This window comes from Halomonas sp. ATBC28 (genome assembly GCF_005937175.1).
Classification (GTDB): domain Bacteria; phylum Pseudomonadota; class Gammaproteobacteria; order Pseudomonadales; family Halomonadaceae; genus Vreelandella; species Vreelandella titanicae.
In genome coordinates this window covers 198,748-215,772 of the sequence record NZ_VCQL01000010.1, presented here as the reverse complement: position 1 = coordinate 215,772, position 17,025 = coordinate 198,748, and the positions used below count along the sequence as shown (strand labels likewise).

Here is a 17,025-nt window from a genome sequence, read left to right as displayed (position 1 = left end):
GCTGGAGGCCCAGGCAAGAGTTTGTGCACTGCCTAAAGTGAGCGTTAAACCCAGCCTGGGCGAAGCGCGGATCATGCGACTTGCTTAGGCAACGCCAGCGCCATCAATGCGCTGGCAGCCACTAAGGCGGCGGATACCCACAGGCAGGCGCTCAGCCCATATGCCATATATAGCCAGCCCGACAGTAGCGTGCCCACTAAACGCCCCATGGCATTGGCCATATAATAGAAACCAACATCCATGGAGACGCCGTCAGCGCGGGCATAATGCACAATCAAGTAACTGTGCCAGCTGGAGTTAATCGCAAACAATACGCCAAAGGCGAGCAAACCGACGACTAACCAGCCTACCTGCGCCAAGGGCAGCATCGCCAACAAAATCGCCAGCACGCCCAATGCCGCCGCCCAGCCGGCGGTAAGTGCCCGCGCATCGCCTTTGATCAGCCGGGTTAATTTAGGTGCTTGGGTTTGCACCCCGCCATAACCGATCACCCATACCGCTAACAGCCCACCCACTGTCCAGTGTGTCCAGCCGTGCTGATCGTATAAAAACACCGGCAGCGCTACCACAAACCACACATCCCGTGCCGAAAACAGGCAAAAGCGCGCCGCGGAGAGCACGTTAATAGCGCGTGATTTTGAGAAGATTTCGGAGAACTTGGGCTTTACTTTTTGGCGGCCTAAATCCGCCTTAAGCCTCAACAGTGAAAGCAGTAACACGCTGCCAAGCATCACCGCCATGACCAACACAGCGGCCTGGAAGCCAATCAACGTTAGCAGCAACCCGCCAACAAAAAAGCCCAGCCCCTTTAACGCGTTTTTAGAGCCGGTCAGCATCGCCACCCAGCGGTAGAGTGAACTATTGGCGTTAGCACTCTCTTTTGGCACCAGCACTTTAACGGCGCTTTTAGCGCTCATTTTGTTGAGGTCTTTGGCGATCCCCGACAGCGCCTGAGCGGCCATCACCCAAGCAACTGTCAGCAGGCTAGCGGGTACCATCAGCATAGCAAGCGCAATAATTTGCAGCCCAAGCCCCACATTCATGGTGCGGTTGAGACCCAACCGCGCACCCAACCAGCCACCTACCAGGTTAGTCACCACACCAAAAGCTTCGTAAAACAGAAACAGCATGGCGATTTCTAACGGCGAGTAACCCAGTTGATGGAAGTGCATGACCACCAGCATACGCAGCGCGCCGTCGGTTACCGTGAAGGCCCAGTAGTTGCCGGTAATCAGCATATATTGGCGCACCTCGAAAGGTAGCGCCTTTACCCGCTTTAACAACGATAAATCAGCCACGGCCCACCTGCTCACCGCCTACCTGCCCACTACCTACCATCAGGGCCAACTCTGCCGTGCGGTTGGCGTAGCCCCACTCGTTGTCGTACCAGGCATAGAGTTTTAGCTGGGTGCCATTGATCACCATGGTGGAGAGCGCATCAATGATCGAGCTGCGCGGGTCGGTGCGGTAATCAATCGACACTAGCGGGCGCTCTTCATAGCCCAAAATACCGGCAAGCTCGCCATCAGCCGCGGCTTTTAGCGCCTGATTGACCTCTTCGACACTCACTTCACGCTCAAGCTCGAACACCATATCAGTCAGCGAAGCATTCGCCAGGGGTACACGAATCGCATGACCATTAAGCTTACCCGCTAACTCAGGAAAAATGGCTGTGATGGCTTTCGCGGAGCCGGTCGTGGTGGGGATCAAGCTCATACCGCAAGCCCGGGCGCGGCGCAGGTCTTTATGCGGGGCATCTAGAATGGTTTGAGTATTGGTGATGTCATGCACCGTGGTCATCGAGCCATGGCGGATACCAAAGGTTTCCTGAATGACTTTGACTACCGGTGCCAAGCAGTTGGTGGTGCAACTGGCAGCGGTAACGATCTTATGTTGAGCATGATCGTAAAGGTGGTCGTTCACCCCCACCACCACATTAAGCACGTTCGCCTCTTTCATAGGCGCACTCACCACCACACGACCGACGCCTTGATCAATGTACGCCTGCAGTTTATCGGTGGTTTTCATTACGCCCGAGCACTCGATAACGATATCGCAGTTCGACCAATCGCTATCGGCAATTGCTTTATTAGCGCTAAAGACGACAGTTTTTCCATCGAGAACGATAGCGTCATCGGTTGCCAAGATACCCTTCCCTGGTGTCCAGCGCCCGTGAACTGAATCAAACTCCAGCAGGTGGGCAAAGGTTGCCGCATCGCCGCCCGGGTCGTTAATGCGTGTTATTGCTACCGCGCCAGCGTCTACCTGCCCCCACAAACTGCGCAATGCCAAACGCCCAATCCGCCCAAAGCCGTTAATGCCAATACGTAGTGCCATGAGTGCCTCCTAAGCTAACGGTTACACAATCTATTAAGAGAAAGCATAACGGCTATATACGTTAAAACATATATAAACACTTAAAAAAACGCTTACTAACAAACAGGCCCACCACCGTGTAGTAGGCCTGCGTAGTAAGTATTAATTAGCAAGCATTAATTAACCATAACGACCCGAGATATAGTCCTCGGTCTTCTTCTGTGCCGGGGTTGAGAACATCACTTTGGTGTCGTTGTACTCAATGATTTCCCCCAGGTGGAAGAACGCCGTGTAGTCCGCCACCCGCGCCGCCTGCTGCATATTATGCGTCACGGTAATGATGGTGAATTTCTCTTTCAGCTTGTCCATCAGGTCTTCGATGGTGGCGGTGGAAATAGGATCAAGCGCTGAGGTTGGCTCATCCATCAAAATCACATCAGGCTGAACCGCAATAGCGCGGGCAATACACAACCGCTGTTGCTGACCACCGGACAGAGAGGTGCCTGGCTCATGCAGCTTGTCTTTCACCTCGTTCCACAACCCAGCGTCACGCAGCGCTTTTTCAACCAATTCTTCCTGCTCGGCTTTACGGCTGACCAAGTCGTGCATGCGTGGTGCGTAAGCGATATTTTCAAAGATCGACTTAGGAAACGGATTAGGCTTTTGGAAAACCATGCCCACCCGGCGACGGAGCGCCACTTCATCCATTTTAGGTGCGTTAACGTCCAACCCGTCCATCTCGACCAGGCCTTCGGTGCGTACGCTAGGAATCAGGTCGTTCATACGATTCAAACAGCGTAAGAACGTCGACTTACCACACCCCGAAGGGCCAATCAGCGCCGTCACATTTTTCTGAAAAAGATCAATATTTAGATTCTTCAGCGCTTGGTTTTTGCCATACCACAGATTCAAATCGCGAACCCGGAAACTCAGGTCGTGGCACGCAGCTTCATTCCGTGTATAGGGTTGCCCAACCGCAGGTGTCTGCTGGCCGTTCATTACAGTTGCATGGCTATTCATAGAAATGTCCTCTATAACGCACTGGCCTACCAGCGACGCTCAAATTTCTTACGCATCACAACGGCAAAAGCGTTGAGTGAGATGAGTATGGTGAGTAGCACCAAAATACCGCCAGCAGTTTTTTCCACAAACGCCTGCTCAGGTTCACCAGCCCAGGTGAATATTTGCGCAGGCATCACTGTTGCCGCGTTGGTAAAGGAAACGCCCACATCGGGGATAAAGGCCACCATCCCTACAATAATCAGCGGCGCCGTTTCACCCATCGCTTGCGCCAGGCCGATAATAGAACCTGTCATAATACCCGGCATTGCTAAGGGTAGAACGTGATCCCGCACTACCTGCCAGCGTGAACAGCCCACCCCAAAGCCTGCGTGACGGATGGATTCAGGCACGCTACGCAGTGCGGTACGTGTCGAAATAATGATCACTGGCAGCGTCATCAATGCCAGCGTCATACCGCCCACTAATGGAGACGACCGCGGCACCCCGAAAAAGTTAATAAAGATCGCAAGACCCAGCAGACCAAATAGAATCGACGGGATCGCCGCTAGGTTATTGATGTTAATTTCAATAATCTGGGTTAAGCGGTTATCCGGCGCAAACTCTTCAAGATAAATAGCTGTCATCACGCCGATCGGGAAAGATATCGCCAGGGTGACGATCATGGTCATAATGGTGCCGACCACTGCCGATAAAATGCCCGCGTTCTCGGCAATTTTTGAATCACCCGAACCAAAGAAAGTGGTATTAAAGCGTAGATCCACCTGTCCAGATTCGACTCGGGCATCAAGGGCTTCCTGCTCCTCGTCACTCAAGCGATGCCGGTGTCCCTTCAAGTATTGATCGACATCACTATTCGCTAATACCCACTCCGCTTTACTGGTGCCGATCATGTCAGGATTGTTGCGCAACTCTAATGGAATTGTACGCACCGCCGTACGGCTAATTAACGGCAACAGCTCTTCATCAAACGCCCGCCGCCCATCGGTTTCGGCTTCTTGTGTGTAGCTAATCTCGGTTTGTATATAGGCCTGCTGGAAAGCGGGTAGACCTTTACTCAGCATATCGGCAAAAAACAGCACCAGAAAAAGGCCCGCGAGACCTAACGATCCCATGGTTATCCATTTAAGGCGGGTAGACTTTCGGTGACGCCGCTTAAGCTGCTGGCTGATTTCGTCAAAAGAGTGGCTCATCGAAACAGTTCCTCGGCGTTACAGGTTATTCACGCGGTATTTTTCACGGAAACGACGGATCATCAATACTGACACCAAGTTGAGTGCGAGTGTGATCACGAAGAGCACGAGTCCAAGGGCAAAAGCTGATAATGTTTCGGCACTTTCAAACTCTTGGTCGCCGGTGAGCGCCGCCACGATACGCACAGTCACCGTGGTCATATCTTCCAGCGGATTAGCGGTTAAATTAGGCCGCATACCCGCCGCCATAACCACGATCATGGTTTCACCCATGGCACGAGACATACCCAAGAGCGACGCTGAGATAATCCCCGGCATGGCAGCGGGCACTACCACATCACGAATCGTTTCCCCTTTGGTCATACCGAGTGCCAGCGACCCCTGGCGCATGCTATCGGGCACCGAATTGATCACATCATCAGATAGCGATGAGATAAACGGAATGATCATAATGCCCATCACAATGCCGGGTGCCAGCGCATTGTTATAAGACGCATCGAGCCCCAGAAAACCGGCAATATTGACAATGATCGGCGCCACGGTGATGGCGGCAAAAAAGCCATAAACGACGGTAGGAATACCTGCCAATACTTCTAACACCGGCTTGGCGACGGTACGCACTTTGCGCGGTGCAAATTCAGACATATAAATCGCTGAAAGCAAACCGATAGGCACCGCCACCAGCATAGCGATGGCGGTAATCATAAAGGTGCCAGCAAACAGCGGTACCGAGCCAAACTCAGCGCCGCTACCATCACCGCGACCCGCGGATGCTAAAAAGCTCGCGCCTGGATTCCAAGTGGTGCCGGTGATGAACTCCCAGAAGCTGTGCATTTGGAAAAAGCGCAGCGCCTCGGAAATAATCGAAATTAAAATACCAAAGGTCGTCAAAATGGAGATTAACGCTGCCCCAGCCAGGGTCATGCGAATGACCCGCTCAATGGCTTGACGGGCATGAAAATCGGGTTTTACTTGATTAAGACTCACCAGTAGCCCGATGGCTGCTATCACTAAGCTCGCCGCCAGCAGATAAAGCGTAGGAATGTCGGCGCCCATTAGAAGCAAAACGAAAGCGCCCAAGGCACTCACTACCACGGCTGGCCCGGCGGTGGAGAGTACTGTAAACCAAGCGTATTGGTCAGGCTGGGCGAACATCGCCGTACCCGCGCTACGTAACCGAGTGGCTTTTGAACGGCCAGCAAAAAAAGCCAGCAGCCCCAGCAGCAATAATGCACTGCAAAAAATCAGAAGAAGCTGGTTGGTCTGCATCGCATCTCTCTCACGTGGTCACCGGTTAAGAAACCTATCAACAATAACGGGTCGGCAGCTTGCGCTGCCGACCACTTTTAATCTGACCTACCAACTTACTTAAGAACGTCTGCTGTCATTGAAGTGCGATCTGCAACAGCCTGGCGCCACTCTTCGCGCTCTCCTTCTGGCAGAACGATCAAGCCGATATCACGCAAGTAGCCATCATCGCCAATCATCATTTCGCTCATAAACATATCGACGTAATCGTACATCGGCGGGACGTCTTCAGCGTGCTGGTTCTTCACGTAGAACCACAGTGAACGCGCGATAGGATAGTCACCGGAGCTGATCGCCTCAGCCTCAGGATCGACGCCATCAATGCTGGCGGCGCTGATCGTGTCAGTATTCTCTTCAAGGAAAGAGTAGCCGAAGATACCAAAGGCACCGGTGTCTTCTGAAAGGCGCTGAACGATCAGGTTGTCGTTTTCACCGGCATCGATGTAAACACCGTCAGAACGAATATCGGTGTAGCCTTCATCGCCGTAAACATCCATACCCTCAGACGCAGATTCCATTACCAGCTCTTCAAAAGCATCGCGGGTACCCGAAGTTGTCGGCGGCCCATAAATGGAGATTTCACGGTCTGGCAGCGAAGAATCGATCTCGCTCCAGTTGGTGTAGGGGTTTTCAACTAACTCGCCATCAACTGGCACCATGGCAGCTACCGCCATGAAGATCTGTTCGCGGGTTAAAGCAATGTCATCGTTTTCGCTTGATTGACCCAATACGATGCCGTCAGAACCGATTTTAGCCTCGGTGATATCGGTAACGCCGTTCTCTTCACAACGCTCGAACTCAGACACTTTCATGCGACGAGAAGCGTTAGTAATGTCGGGTGTGCCTTCACCAACACCATTACAGAACAGACGCAAACCGCCGCCCGAACCAGTCGATTCAATAACAGGCGTCGGGTTACCAGTAGTCGCACCGAACTCTTCCGTTACGTAGCTGGCAAACGGGTAAACGGTACTGGAACCAACGATTCGGATTTGATCACGGGCTTGAGCAACACCGGCAACGCTCATTACAGCAGCCGCGATAACGGTGGTTTTTAGAATACGGTTCATGCGAAATACTCCTGTTCATGTAGGGATCTGGCCTTCGCAAGGCATACCTTGCACTGGTTCCATGACAACTTCATGACAGCGAGCAAAACGTAGAAAATTTTTCGTTACATAGAGGCAACCAAGCCTTACATCACCACAAAAGTCCTAGCGCCGCGAGGGTGCATAACGCCAGCGAGGCACCTTGCAGCATGCGTCGGTCTAAACGGTGGGCTACGGTATCTGCCAAGGCGTTACCTATTAATACTGCAGGTAGGAAGGTAAGCGCGACCTGGAAATGCCAAAGCTGAATCTGGTCAGCCAAGGCAAGGGTGATTAAGGTCAATAGAGAGGTCAAAATGAAAAAGGCGGCTAGATTGCCGCGCACACGATCAGTGGGTAAGCCGTGCATCAGCAACACGATGGGTGGGCCACCAATAGCCGCAACGGTGCCAAAAATGCCAGAGAGCACCCCAGCGCCAAACAGCGTTATTCGGTTTACCGGCAACTGAAAGCGGCACAAGGTGACGAGTACCGCAAACAGGACGATGACCGCAATCAGCTTTTCTAACACAAACATGGGGGCGGCGAGTAGCAGCCAAATACCCAGCGCATTGCCGGGAAGGCGCCCCACTAGCGCCATGCCAATGGAATCCAGGCGCACCTCGTGCCAGTAATGACGCACCATCATCAGGGAGACGGTAAATCCGAACAGTACCAGAGTGACCGGCACCAGACGAGGCACTAGCATCAACAGTAGCGGTGCGCCAATAATGGCCAAACCAAAGCCGGTAGCGCGCTGCACAAAAGCACCCATTAACAGTACGGCGGAGCAAGCTAACCAAGTGCTCATCGGCATATTGACCCAAGCCAGCATGCTATCCATTCAAACTATCCATATGCTCTATCCATACGCCCTGTCCACACGCCCTATCTATTTGAAAACTATTCATCCGCAGCAGGTGCTTTAGTCAGTTTGCGCACACCGATATTGCCTAGCAACGCAGCGCCCAGCATGGTGAGTACCATGGGCCAAAGATGTTCTACCTCGAACAGCCCTACCATCACTCCCGCGAGGGCGCCGCAGGTAAACTGGATCCCGCCCAGTAGCGCCGTTGCCGTGGCGCTGATATGGCCAAAATGATCCAGTAACGACGAGATCGCGTTGGGCGTGATCAGGCCGATCATACCGGTAAACAGCATAATCAACGGCACCACGATCACTAGCGACGCGATGTCCAGGGCGGTCACCGCTACCAACCCAAGCGCGGCCACCAGCTGTATAAGCAACCCTAAACGCAAATTCTGCTGAGGAGTGCGCTTGCGGAGCAGATGAATATTGACCCGATTAGAGAGCGCAATAACGACAACGTTGACCCCAAACACTAGCGGATAAGTGCCGGGCGAGAGGCCAAAATAGTCGAGATAGAGAAACGGCGAAGCGGTCACGAAGGCAAACAGGCCCGCAAAGGAAGCCGCTACCGCACATATATAGCCCATGCCTTCACGATGCTTAAGCACGCTGGCGTAGTTGCGTATTACTTGCCGTGGTGAAGCTGCAGGCAGCGACATATCGCGGGTTTCAGGTAACCGCGTTCCTAGCAGCCAGAGCAAAAAGCCTGCGTAAACGGCTAAGAACACAAAAATCAGCCACCAGCCGGCCACGTGCAGTAGCAAGCTGCCCACTGCAGGTGCCACCAGCGGCGCCAGCATCATAATCATCGCCATGGTAGACATCACTTTGGCGGCCTCGCGCCCGCTAAAGCAGTCGCGTACAATCGCCGCCGAATTGACCACGCAGGCCCCGCCTCCCAACGCTTGAATAAACCGCCAAGCCAGCAGCGTGGGCAAACTGTCCGCCATCGTAATAGCAAGACTTGCCAGCATAAACACCACCAGTCCGCCCAGCAGCACAGGCTTTCTACCCATCCGATCCGAAAGCGGCCCAAAGCATAGCTGGCCCAATGCAAAGCCGAACAGGAATACGCTGATGGAGAGTTCAGTACGGTGAATACTGGCGCCGATGCTTTCAGCAATGATACCCATGGCAGGCAAATAAGCGTCGATAGCAAAGGGCGCCAGCGCCGTATTGGCAGCAACCAACAGTGCTACCCGGCGAGGATTAAGATCCATGGGTCTCCTTAAGGCGATAATGTACGCACTGGAATAGATAGGCCGCTAATCATAGCTGATTTTAAGGCCTTTGTCGGGATTGGAGACTATCGGTAGATAGCCCTTGGAAGAGGCCAGGGGCTTATCAAGGAGAGGGGAGCTTAGTGGTGCGTAGTGGCGTCTTGCGACTCAAGCATGTCAACCAGTGGCTGAAACTGCTCACGGTTATGCTCGTTCATATGCATTAAAATACGGTGGGCTTCCAGGATGCGATCGCGCAGTCCCTCTTCGTCTGCCGGCTCTTGGGGCAGCTCTTCAAGCTCATTGTTGAGCGTACTCGTCTGTTGTAGCGGTGCTTCCATCAGCGTGAAGAAACGCGCAAAGCCCATCACGTCCAACATCTGCCGTACATCAGGATTATCGACAATAATCGTAGGCGGCTGCTCCAGGCGCCCTTTCACCGCCATCGCGACCTTGGCCAAAAAACCAAGCGCCGTCGAATCGACATTGGTGGCTTCACGCAGGTCAATCAATACGGCACGCAACCCCGGCGTCTCGGCAAGACGCTGGGCTTGAGTATCCAGCGTGGCGCAGAGCGTCAAACGCACATCACCACACAGTTTTAGAATAAAAACACCAGAATCGAACGCCGCTTTAATGCGGCCCTCTTCAATCAGCATGACCAAATCCGCTCACCATCATGATTGTTAGATCATCGGGTAAAGCATCGCGCTCTTGGTTGGCATCAAACTCTGCATCCCCTTCGGCAAGGAGTGCATTCGTTTCTGCTAGCCGGTCGCGCAACTGCTCAAGCGTTACACTCTCGCTTACTAATTGCTCAAGCTCCTTGAGCCGCGTGTCGAGCGTTTTACCCGGCAAGCATTCCAATACTCCATCTGAGCAGAGCCATAGACGAAATTTATTCGGCAATGCACAACTCAGCGAAGGATACTCCACATCGGGGAAAAGGCCTACCGGCATTCCCTCGCCTTCTAAACGGCGTAGCTCTCCCTCTGCTGCCAACAGGGGCATGGGAAGCTGTGCGCCGAGCGAATAGTGAAGAGTATGCGCCTCGTGGTCAATAACACCGACAAATAAGGTGGCATGTTTACCAATATCGGTGCCCTGCAGCTCGCGGTTCATCGCCTTTAACCAATCAGGCGGCAGATTTTCCGGATGCTGGCCATCCCACTCACTCAGCCAGCGGTTGCATAAATATTTGAGCAGCACGGTAACAAATGCCGACGAGGCGCCATGCCCCGATACATCGGCGAAATAGAAGGCACTGTAGCGCTCGTTATAGCGTTGGTAATCGAGAAAATCACCAGACAAATAGAGCGAAGGGGCAAATACGTAGTCGTAATACACCCCGTTAATCACCTTGGGCCGCAGCGGCAACAAACGCCGCTGGATATGCCCTCCGCTCTGCTGATCCATCCGCAGCAGCGCGAGGTGGGTCTCTAGGCTCTCGTTTAACTCCGCCAGACGCGCATGGTCACGCTCGCGCTCCAGCGCCAAATCGTTGAGCTTAATGGCCTTACGGATCATTCGTCGCAACAGCTCGGCGTGTCGCAGCGGATGGACAATATAGTCCACCAACCCCACATCAATCGCTTTGATCAAGTCGGCGTCCTGACGCGAGTCACTGACTACCAGTGTCGGTAGGCGTCGCGTTAGGTGTGTCCATTGCTGCCGCGGAACTGCCCGAGCATGGGCAACAATGAGCGCCGTGTCAGCGGGCAAATGCGCGATATCCTCAGCGGCAAACACCCACATGCCATCGCAGGTAATCGCTTCAGCCAGCGCATCACGTTCACGACCAGGTTCGTCGATCACCGCGATCAACTGCTTAGAATGATCCATCATAAGCCTCAATCGGTGACTTCGTTGTCACCAAAGTCACTATCATCCTGACCGCTGTCATCAAAATCGCTGTCATCAAAGTCGAAGGTTTCGCTGGCAAAGGGGTCATCACCCAATTCTCCATCGCTCACCTCAAAGTGGCGGTTCTGCAAGTAAGCGTCACGAATAAAACGGTAGCGATCACCACGAATTAATTCTTCCTGGTCAAGCAAACCCGCTCGAATATCGATCGCTTTGAGTGCGGTAAGGCCTACTCGAACAATATCGTCTTCTGCATAATTAACGGGGTTCGTTGCCATATTCGCGGGCATACCGGTGGTATCCCGCAGCGTGCTGGGGCCAAAGAAAGGCAGCACCAGATAACGCGAATCTTCCCACCCCCACACCGCTAACGTTTGGCCAAAATCTTCTTCATCCGCAGTAATTTCCATTAGGGTGGCATAATCTAACAGTCCGCCAATGCCTACCGTGGAGTTAATTAAAAAACGTGACGTGGCGAGGCCCGCGTTTGACGGTTTGCCCTGCAGCACGCTGTTAAGCGCAGTACGCACTTCACCTAAGTTGGAGAAAAAATTACCTACGCCCGTTTCTACCGGGTCGGGGGTAATAGCACGATAGCCTGTTGCCACCGGCTTGAGCGCGTAGCGATCCAACACATCGTTAAACGCAAACACTTTGCGGTTAAAGCCTTCCCAAGGGTCTTCGGGAGCAGTATTTTCCGCCATTTGCGTACTGGCACAGCCTCCGGTTGCGAGTAACGTCACCAGTAGTAGTGGCAACCCTTTGCTACGCAGCGAAAGCGCAGGCTGCGCGTTATTAAACCACTGCCACATGACATTTTCCTTTTTCAATTCCCCTGCACCTTATACAGACATCTACAAACGACGAATAACCACACTGCCCGCGCTATAACCCGCTCCAAAGGAGCAAATCACGCCAATATCGCCCTCCACAAGCTCCTCGCGATGGAGGTGAAAGGCGATGATAGAACCCGCTGAACTGGTGTTGGCGTAACGATCCAAAATAATCGGCGCCTGTGTTTCACTCGGGTCATAGCCCAATACCTTGCGGGCAATCAAATCGTTCATATGCCGGTTAGCCTGGTGTAGCCACATGCGCTTCAGATCGCCACCGGTCAACTCTAAGGAGGCCAAATGATCGGTGATCAATTTAGCCACCATCGGACAAACTTCTCTAAACACCCGACGCCCTTCCTGCACAAACAGCTTATCCAAGGCGAGTGGGTCACTGTCCGTTACGCGGTTAAGGAACCCTGCATTATTACGGATCGCGTTGGAAAACTGGGTAACCAGGCGCGTGCCGAGAATTTCAAACTGCTCATCGGCCACCGCAATAGCGCTATTTTCTAGTACCACAGCGGTACAAGCATCGCCGAAAATGAAGTGGCTGTCACGGTCTCGAAAGTTGAGGTGCGCCGAGCAAATTTCCGGATTGACCACCAGGGCACGCTTCACACTGCCGGAGGCTATGGCGTTGGCAGCCGTTTCCAAAGCAAACGTCGCTGAACTACAGGCCACATTCATATCGAACCCGTAACCACTTGTGCCCAAGGCCTGCTGCACCTCGACCGCCACAGCGGGGTAGGCACGCTCCAGGTTTGAGCAGGCCACGATCACCAGCTCGATGTCAGCAGCTTCTACCTTGGCAGCGGCCAGCGCCTGCCGCGCGGCAGCGGTCGCCATCTCGCACTGAATAGAGGGTTCGTCATTGCCCCGCTGCGGAAGTTTAGGCCGCATACGCTGTGGGTCAAGGATCCCAGCTGCATCGAGCACATAGCGGCTCTTAATACCGGAGGCTTTTTCGATAAATTCGCTGCTTGAATGTGCCAGCGGTTCGCGCTCGCCGCGCGCAATGGCTCCGGCATGCTGTTCATTCTCGCTGTCTACCCAAGCATTAAATGCCGCCACCAGGGCCGCATTATCAATGGCGTGTTCCGGTGTATAGAGACCTGTACCGGTAATCACCACATGTGTCATGCCAATCTCCTCTAAGCGGCTTGCCGACGTGACCGGCCATCAATGTAGCGTGCGACTTACGGCGAACCCATCACGTTACTGTGTGCGTAAAATAGCGGTTTTTCCAGCAACTTTTTTCAACCCCTAGCTAAACGCTAGTGATCTCTTGCCAGCGTTTTTCCAATCGTTTTACCGACACCACCATGTTAGTCCCCAACTGCTGTGCAAATAGCGATACTCTAAGCTCCTGCAGCCACCAGCCAAAAGCGACCAATTCAGGATCTTCCACCCTTCCGCGTCGCTCGCTTTCGCGGCGGGCATCAAAGCGGGCCTCTAATGCCTGGACATCTTGCATCATCATTTGATCGCGACCGCGCTCACGGGCGGCTTTTTCAAGCCGAATGAGCGCCGCCTCGGTGTAGCGCGGGTATTCGTCCAGCCAAGCGCCCGCATCGCGAATAAAGCCTGGATAGACCAGACGCTGCATCTGCGCGCTAACATCGCTATACACCAGCGCCAGAGCAAAATTAAGCTTCCCTTTGAGCACCTTACTGACCGCCAGATGCCCTTTTAGCGCGGCCTCTACGCGTACCAGCAGTGCTTTCGCTTCGTCTACAAGCTGACCCTGAGTAGCGTTTAGTCGCTGGCTAAACTCGCCTTCCGAGCGCGGCAGGGGGTGCTGAGCAATCACCTGGGTAAACACCGCAAGCAGCAGATCGTCGATCAAAGCTTGTTTACTACCCACTTTGGCGAACAGTAGCGCGCACTTCTCAACACCCGGCAGTTGTTTAATCGCTTTAACCTGTTCAGGTAGCTTGGCAATTGCCAGCCGAGCGATGCCCTCCTGGTGGGCAGCGTCAGCTTTTGCAGGGTGATCAAACAACGCCACCTTGAACTCGCTGGCGTCAAGACCGCTGGTTTTCGCAATCCGGCTTTCAGCGACCAGGGCAGGATACGCCTCTACGCGAATACCTGCCTGGGTGGTAACGCGCGAAGCGGGCAGCGGCGTCTTGGGTAGCCCGGCCACAGCGGGCTCTTGGCTAACCTGTTCAGCCAGTGCCTGGGCGCCTGCGCTGGCTGCCGCTTCAAAGCGCTGCTCTAAAGCACGCAGATCGCGCCCCTGCCCTAAGGTTTCGCCCGCGTGATCGACCACGCGAATATTCATGATCAGATGCGGTTCGAGCACGTCGAGGCGCCAGTCGTCGGGATGCACCCGCGTCGATGTACGGCGGCGAATGAACTCCCCCAAGGCCTCGGTTAACGGGCGCTGATCGGGCACCAGGGTTTCCAGCGCCGCATCCACCCAATCAGGAATCGGCACCACCTGGCGGCGGATGCTTTTCGGCAGTGACTTCAGAAGCGCAATACACTTTTCACGCAGCAGCCCAGGTACCAACCACTCTAGAGCATGCACCGGCACCTGGGGCAACATTGCAGCGGGAACGGTCAGGGTAACACCGTCATCCTCGGCTTCGGGGTCAAAGTGGTAGCTTACCGGATACGCGACGCCCGCCAGAATCAAATGATCAGGATACTGCGCCTGGGTAACGTCCTCCGTGTCGCGCGCTTTAAGTGAATCAATATCGAAATGCAGTAATTGTGGCTCTTGCTGCTCGGCCTGCTTGCGCCAGTGCTCAAAGCCCTTGCCGTTGACTATCTCCGCCGGGATCCGCTGGTCGTAAAAATCATAGAGCGTGTCTTCATCGACCAGAATATCTCGCCGCCGAGCGCGATCTTCCAGCGCTACGACTTCGTCGATCAACGCGCGGTTATGAGCAAAGAAGGCACCTTTGGTGTGAAATTCCCCTTCCACCAGCGCACGGCGAATAAACAGCTCCCGGGACTCCTGGGGCGCGATTGGCCCGTAATGTACCTTGCGCCGCGCCACAATCGGCAGACCAAACAGCGTGACCTGTTCAAAGGCCACTACCTGGGCGCGCTTCATTTCCCAATGCGGTTCGCTGTAGCTGCGTTTAACCAGGTGCTGCGCCTGGGGTTCAATCCACTGGGGATCGATTTTGGCCACAGTGCGGGCAAACAGCTTGGAGGTTTCCACCATCTCGAACGCCATGATCCACTTGGGCGACTTCTTAGCCAACCCTGAGCCTGGATGAATCATAAACTTGCGATTGCGGGCGCCGAGATACTCGCGGTTCTCCACCAACGTCCCCAGATTAGAGAGCAGCCCCGAGAGTAGCGCCTGATGCACCTTACCCGACGTTTTACGCCGCGTTTGACGCGCCTGTTCTTCGCTCTCGTCTTCATTACGGGGCGGCGGCGCGGGCACGTCGATATCCATATCGCGCAGCAGTTGGCGCAGTTGGCGGAAGGTGTCGTGCCATTCGCGCATGCGCAGGTAGTTGATGTAGTGCTCACGGCACCAGCGGCGCAGCTGATTGCCTGAAAGCGCCTCACGGGCATTCTCAATGCCGTGCCAAAGGTTCAGCAAGGCGACAAAATCGGAATCCGGATCATGCCAGCGCTGGTGAGCTTGGTCGGCCGCCTGGCGCTTATCCGTCGGTCGGTCGCGGGGGTCTTGGATGGCTAGCGCCGAGACGACGATCAGCACATCGCGAAGGCTGCCGAATTCGGCACCCGCCAACACCATTCGCGCCAAGCGCGGGTCAATCGGCAGCCGCGCCAGCTTACGCCCAAGCGGAGAAAGGCGCTGCTTGTCATCCACCGCCCCCAGCTCGAACAGCAGTCGAAAGCCGTCTTTAACAAAGCGGCTATCCGGTGGATCAACAAACGGAAAGGCCTCGATATCGCCGAGCTTGAGCCCCAGCATCGAGAGAATCACCGAGGCAAGGTTGGTGCGCTGGATTTCCGGGTCGGTAAAGCCGGGCCGGGATAGGAAATCCTCTTCGCTGTAGAGGCGAATGCACACGCCTTCGGCAATCCGCCCACAGCGCCCTTTACGCTGGTTGGCACTGGCCTGGCTAACCGCTTCTACCGGCAGTCGCTGGATCTTGGAACGGTAGCTATAGCGGCTGATACGCACGAGGCCGGGGTCGATCACGTAGCGAATACCGGGTACGGTCAGCGACGTTTCCGCGACGTTGGTGGCGAGTACAATGCGCCGACCGCGGTGCGGCGCAAACACACGGTTCTGCTCTTCGTTGGAGAGTCTCGCGTAGAGTGGCAGGATTTCAGTGCCTTTCAGCTCGGCGTGGCGCAGGGTATCGGCGGTTTCACGAATTTCGCGCTCACCAGGTAAAAACACCAGCACATCGCGAGGGCCATGCAACCAGCCTTTTTCACGCTCAACGGCTTCAATCTCTTCCACCGCGTGCAGAATACCCTCTTGCAGCGTGCGGTCTTCTTCATCGTCCTCGTCGCGTACCAGCGGCCGGTAGTGCACTTCAACGGGGTAGGTACGCCCGGTGACTTCCACCACCGGTGCAGGCGCCTTGGCGGTGCCGAAGTGTTTGGCAAAGCGCTCTACGTCGATAGTCGCCGAGGTAATGATGACTTTTAGATCGGGCCGCTTGGGGAGCAAACGTTTGAGGTAGCCGAGTAGAAAGTCGATATTCAGGCTGCGCTCGTGGGCTTCATCAATAATGATGGTGTCGTAACGCAGCAGCAGCGGATCATGCTGAGTCTCGGCCAGCAAAATCCCGTCGGTCATCAGTTTGACCAGGGTCGTCGGGCTGCTCTGGTCGGTGAAGCGCACCTGATAGCCCACCTGCTCACCCAAAGAGACTTCCAGCTCTTCCGCCAGGCGACTGGCGACACTGCGGGCGGCTAGGCGGCGTGGCTGAGTGTGACCAATTAAGCCACGGCGGCCTCGGCCCAGTTCCAAACACATTTTAGGCAGCTGGGTGGTTTTGCCTGAGCCGGTCTCCCCCGCCACCACCACGACCTGATGATCGCGGATGGCGTTGACAATATCCTCCCGGCGTTCGACCACCGGCAATTCTGGCGGGTAATTGAAGGCGACCTTTTGGCTTTCGCGCTGACTGAGCTGCTGCTGGGCACGACCAAGCTCGCGCTGCACCTCGTCCAAGCCACGGCTAATCGGTTTGCTATCACGTAGGCGACGGTTTAAACCAGCCAGCCGGCGCTCCAGCCGCTCTGCATCGCGCAGCATCACATCGCCCGCGGCCTGTTTCAGCGACGCAAGACGTTGACTATCGGTGGGGGCTGGGGATGTGTCGGTGGTCACGATTGAGTCGGCTTCCATTCGCTTGG

General features: G+C 54.8%; 13 protein-coding genes. All 13 read right to left on the bottom strand.

The annotated features are described in order from the left end of the window. Positions 1-71: 71 nt before the first annotated feature. Positions 72-1,238 carry an organoarsenical effux MFS transporter ArsJ gene (gene arsJ / locus E0L35_RS13720; RefSeq protein WP_101148356.1) on the bottom strand — a complete coding sequence of 389 codons (1,167 nt, stop codon included), beginning with the start codon at positions 1,236-1,238 and terminating at the stop codon, positions 72-74. 52 nt (positions 1,239-1,290) lie between these two features. Continuing rightward, positions 1,291-2,337, bottom strand: a complete 1,047-nt coding sequence (locus E0L35_RS13715; protein ID WP_138800549.1) for an ArsJ-associated glyceraldehyde-3-phosphate dehydrogenase — start codon at positions 2,335-2,337, stop codon at positions 1,291-1,293. 159 nt (positions 2,338-2,496) lie between these two features. Beyond that, positions 2,497-3,336, bottom strand: a complete 840-nt coding sequence (gene pstB, locus E0L35_RS13710) for a phosphate ABC transporter ATP-binding protein PstB (RefSeq protein WP_009288023.1) — start codon at positions 3,334-3,336, stop codon at positions 2,497-2,499. Between the two features lie 26 nt (positions 3,337-3,362). Next, entirely contained in the window at positions 3,363-4,529 is a 1,167-nt protein-coding gene (pstA, locus tag E0L35_RS13705) for a phosphate ABC transporter permease PstA (protein ID WP_009288022.1), read from the bottom strand. A gap of 18 nt (positions 4,530-4,547) precedes the next feature. Next, positions 4,548-5,798 (bottom strand): phosphate ABC transporter permease subunit PstC, encoded by a 1,251-nt coding sequence (gene pstC / locus E0L35_RS13700; RefSeq protein ID WP_009288021.1) that lies wholly within the window; start codon positions 5,796-5,798, stop codon positions 4,548-4,550. Positions 5,799-5,893: 95 nt separating this feature from the next. Beyond that, positions 5,894-6,907: a PstS family phosphate ABC transporter substrate-binding protein gene (locus tag E0L35_RS13695; protein WP_138800548.1), complete on the bottom strand. Its 1,014-nt coding sequence runs from the start codon at positions 6,905-6,907 to the stop codon at positions 5,894-5,896. Positions 6,908-7,037: 130 nt separating this feature from the next. Then, entirely contained in the window at positions 7,038-7,769 is a 732-nt protein-coding gene (locus tag E0L35_RS13690) for a sulfite exporter TauE/SafE family protein (protein WP_138800547.1), read from the bottom strand. 59 nt (positions 7,770-7,828) lie between these two features. Beyond that, entirely contained in the window at positions 7,829-9,016 is a 1,188-nt protein-coding gene (locus E0L35_RS13685; protein ID WP_138800546.1) for a multidrug effflux MFS transporter, read from the bottom strand. A gap of 140 nt (positions 9,017-9,156) precedes the next feature. Continuing rightward, positions 9,157-9,675, bottom strand: coding sequence for an STAS domain-containing protein (locus tag E0L35_RS13680; RefSeq protein WP_022522924.1), 519 nt, complete (start codon positions 9,673-9,675; stop codon positions 9,157-9,159). Next, positions 9,665-10,858, bottom strand: coding sequence for a SpoIIE family protein phosphatase (locus E0L35_RS13675; RefSeq protein WP_027958456.1), 1,194 nt, complete (start codon positions 10,856-10,858; stop codon positions 9,665-9,667). The genes E0L35_RS13680 and E0L35_RS13675 overlap by 11 nt, the downstream gene beginning before the upstream one ends. Positions 10,859-10,866: 8 nt before the next feature. Then, a complete protein-coding gene (locus E0L35_RS13670) occupies positions 10,867-11,691 on the bottom strand; it encodes a VacJ family lipoprotein (RefSeq protein WP_138800545.1) in 825 nt (274 codons plus the stop codon). A 42-nt stretch (positions 11,692-11,733) separates the two neighbouring features. Next, entirely contained in the window at positions 11,734-12,855 is a 1,122-nt protein-coding gene (locus E0L35_RS13665; protein WP_138800544.1) for a beta-ketoacyl-ACP synthase III, read from the bottom strand. Between the two features lie 127 nt (positions 12,856-12,982). Further along, on the bottom strand, positions 12,983-17,017 hold the full coding sequence (gene hrpA, locus E0L35_RS13660) for an ATP-dependent RNA helicase HrpA (RefSeq protein WP_138800543.1): 4,035 nt from the start codon (positions 17,015-17,017) through the stop codon (positions 12,983-12,985). Positions 17,018-17,025: the final 8 nt, after the last annotated feature.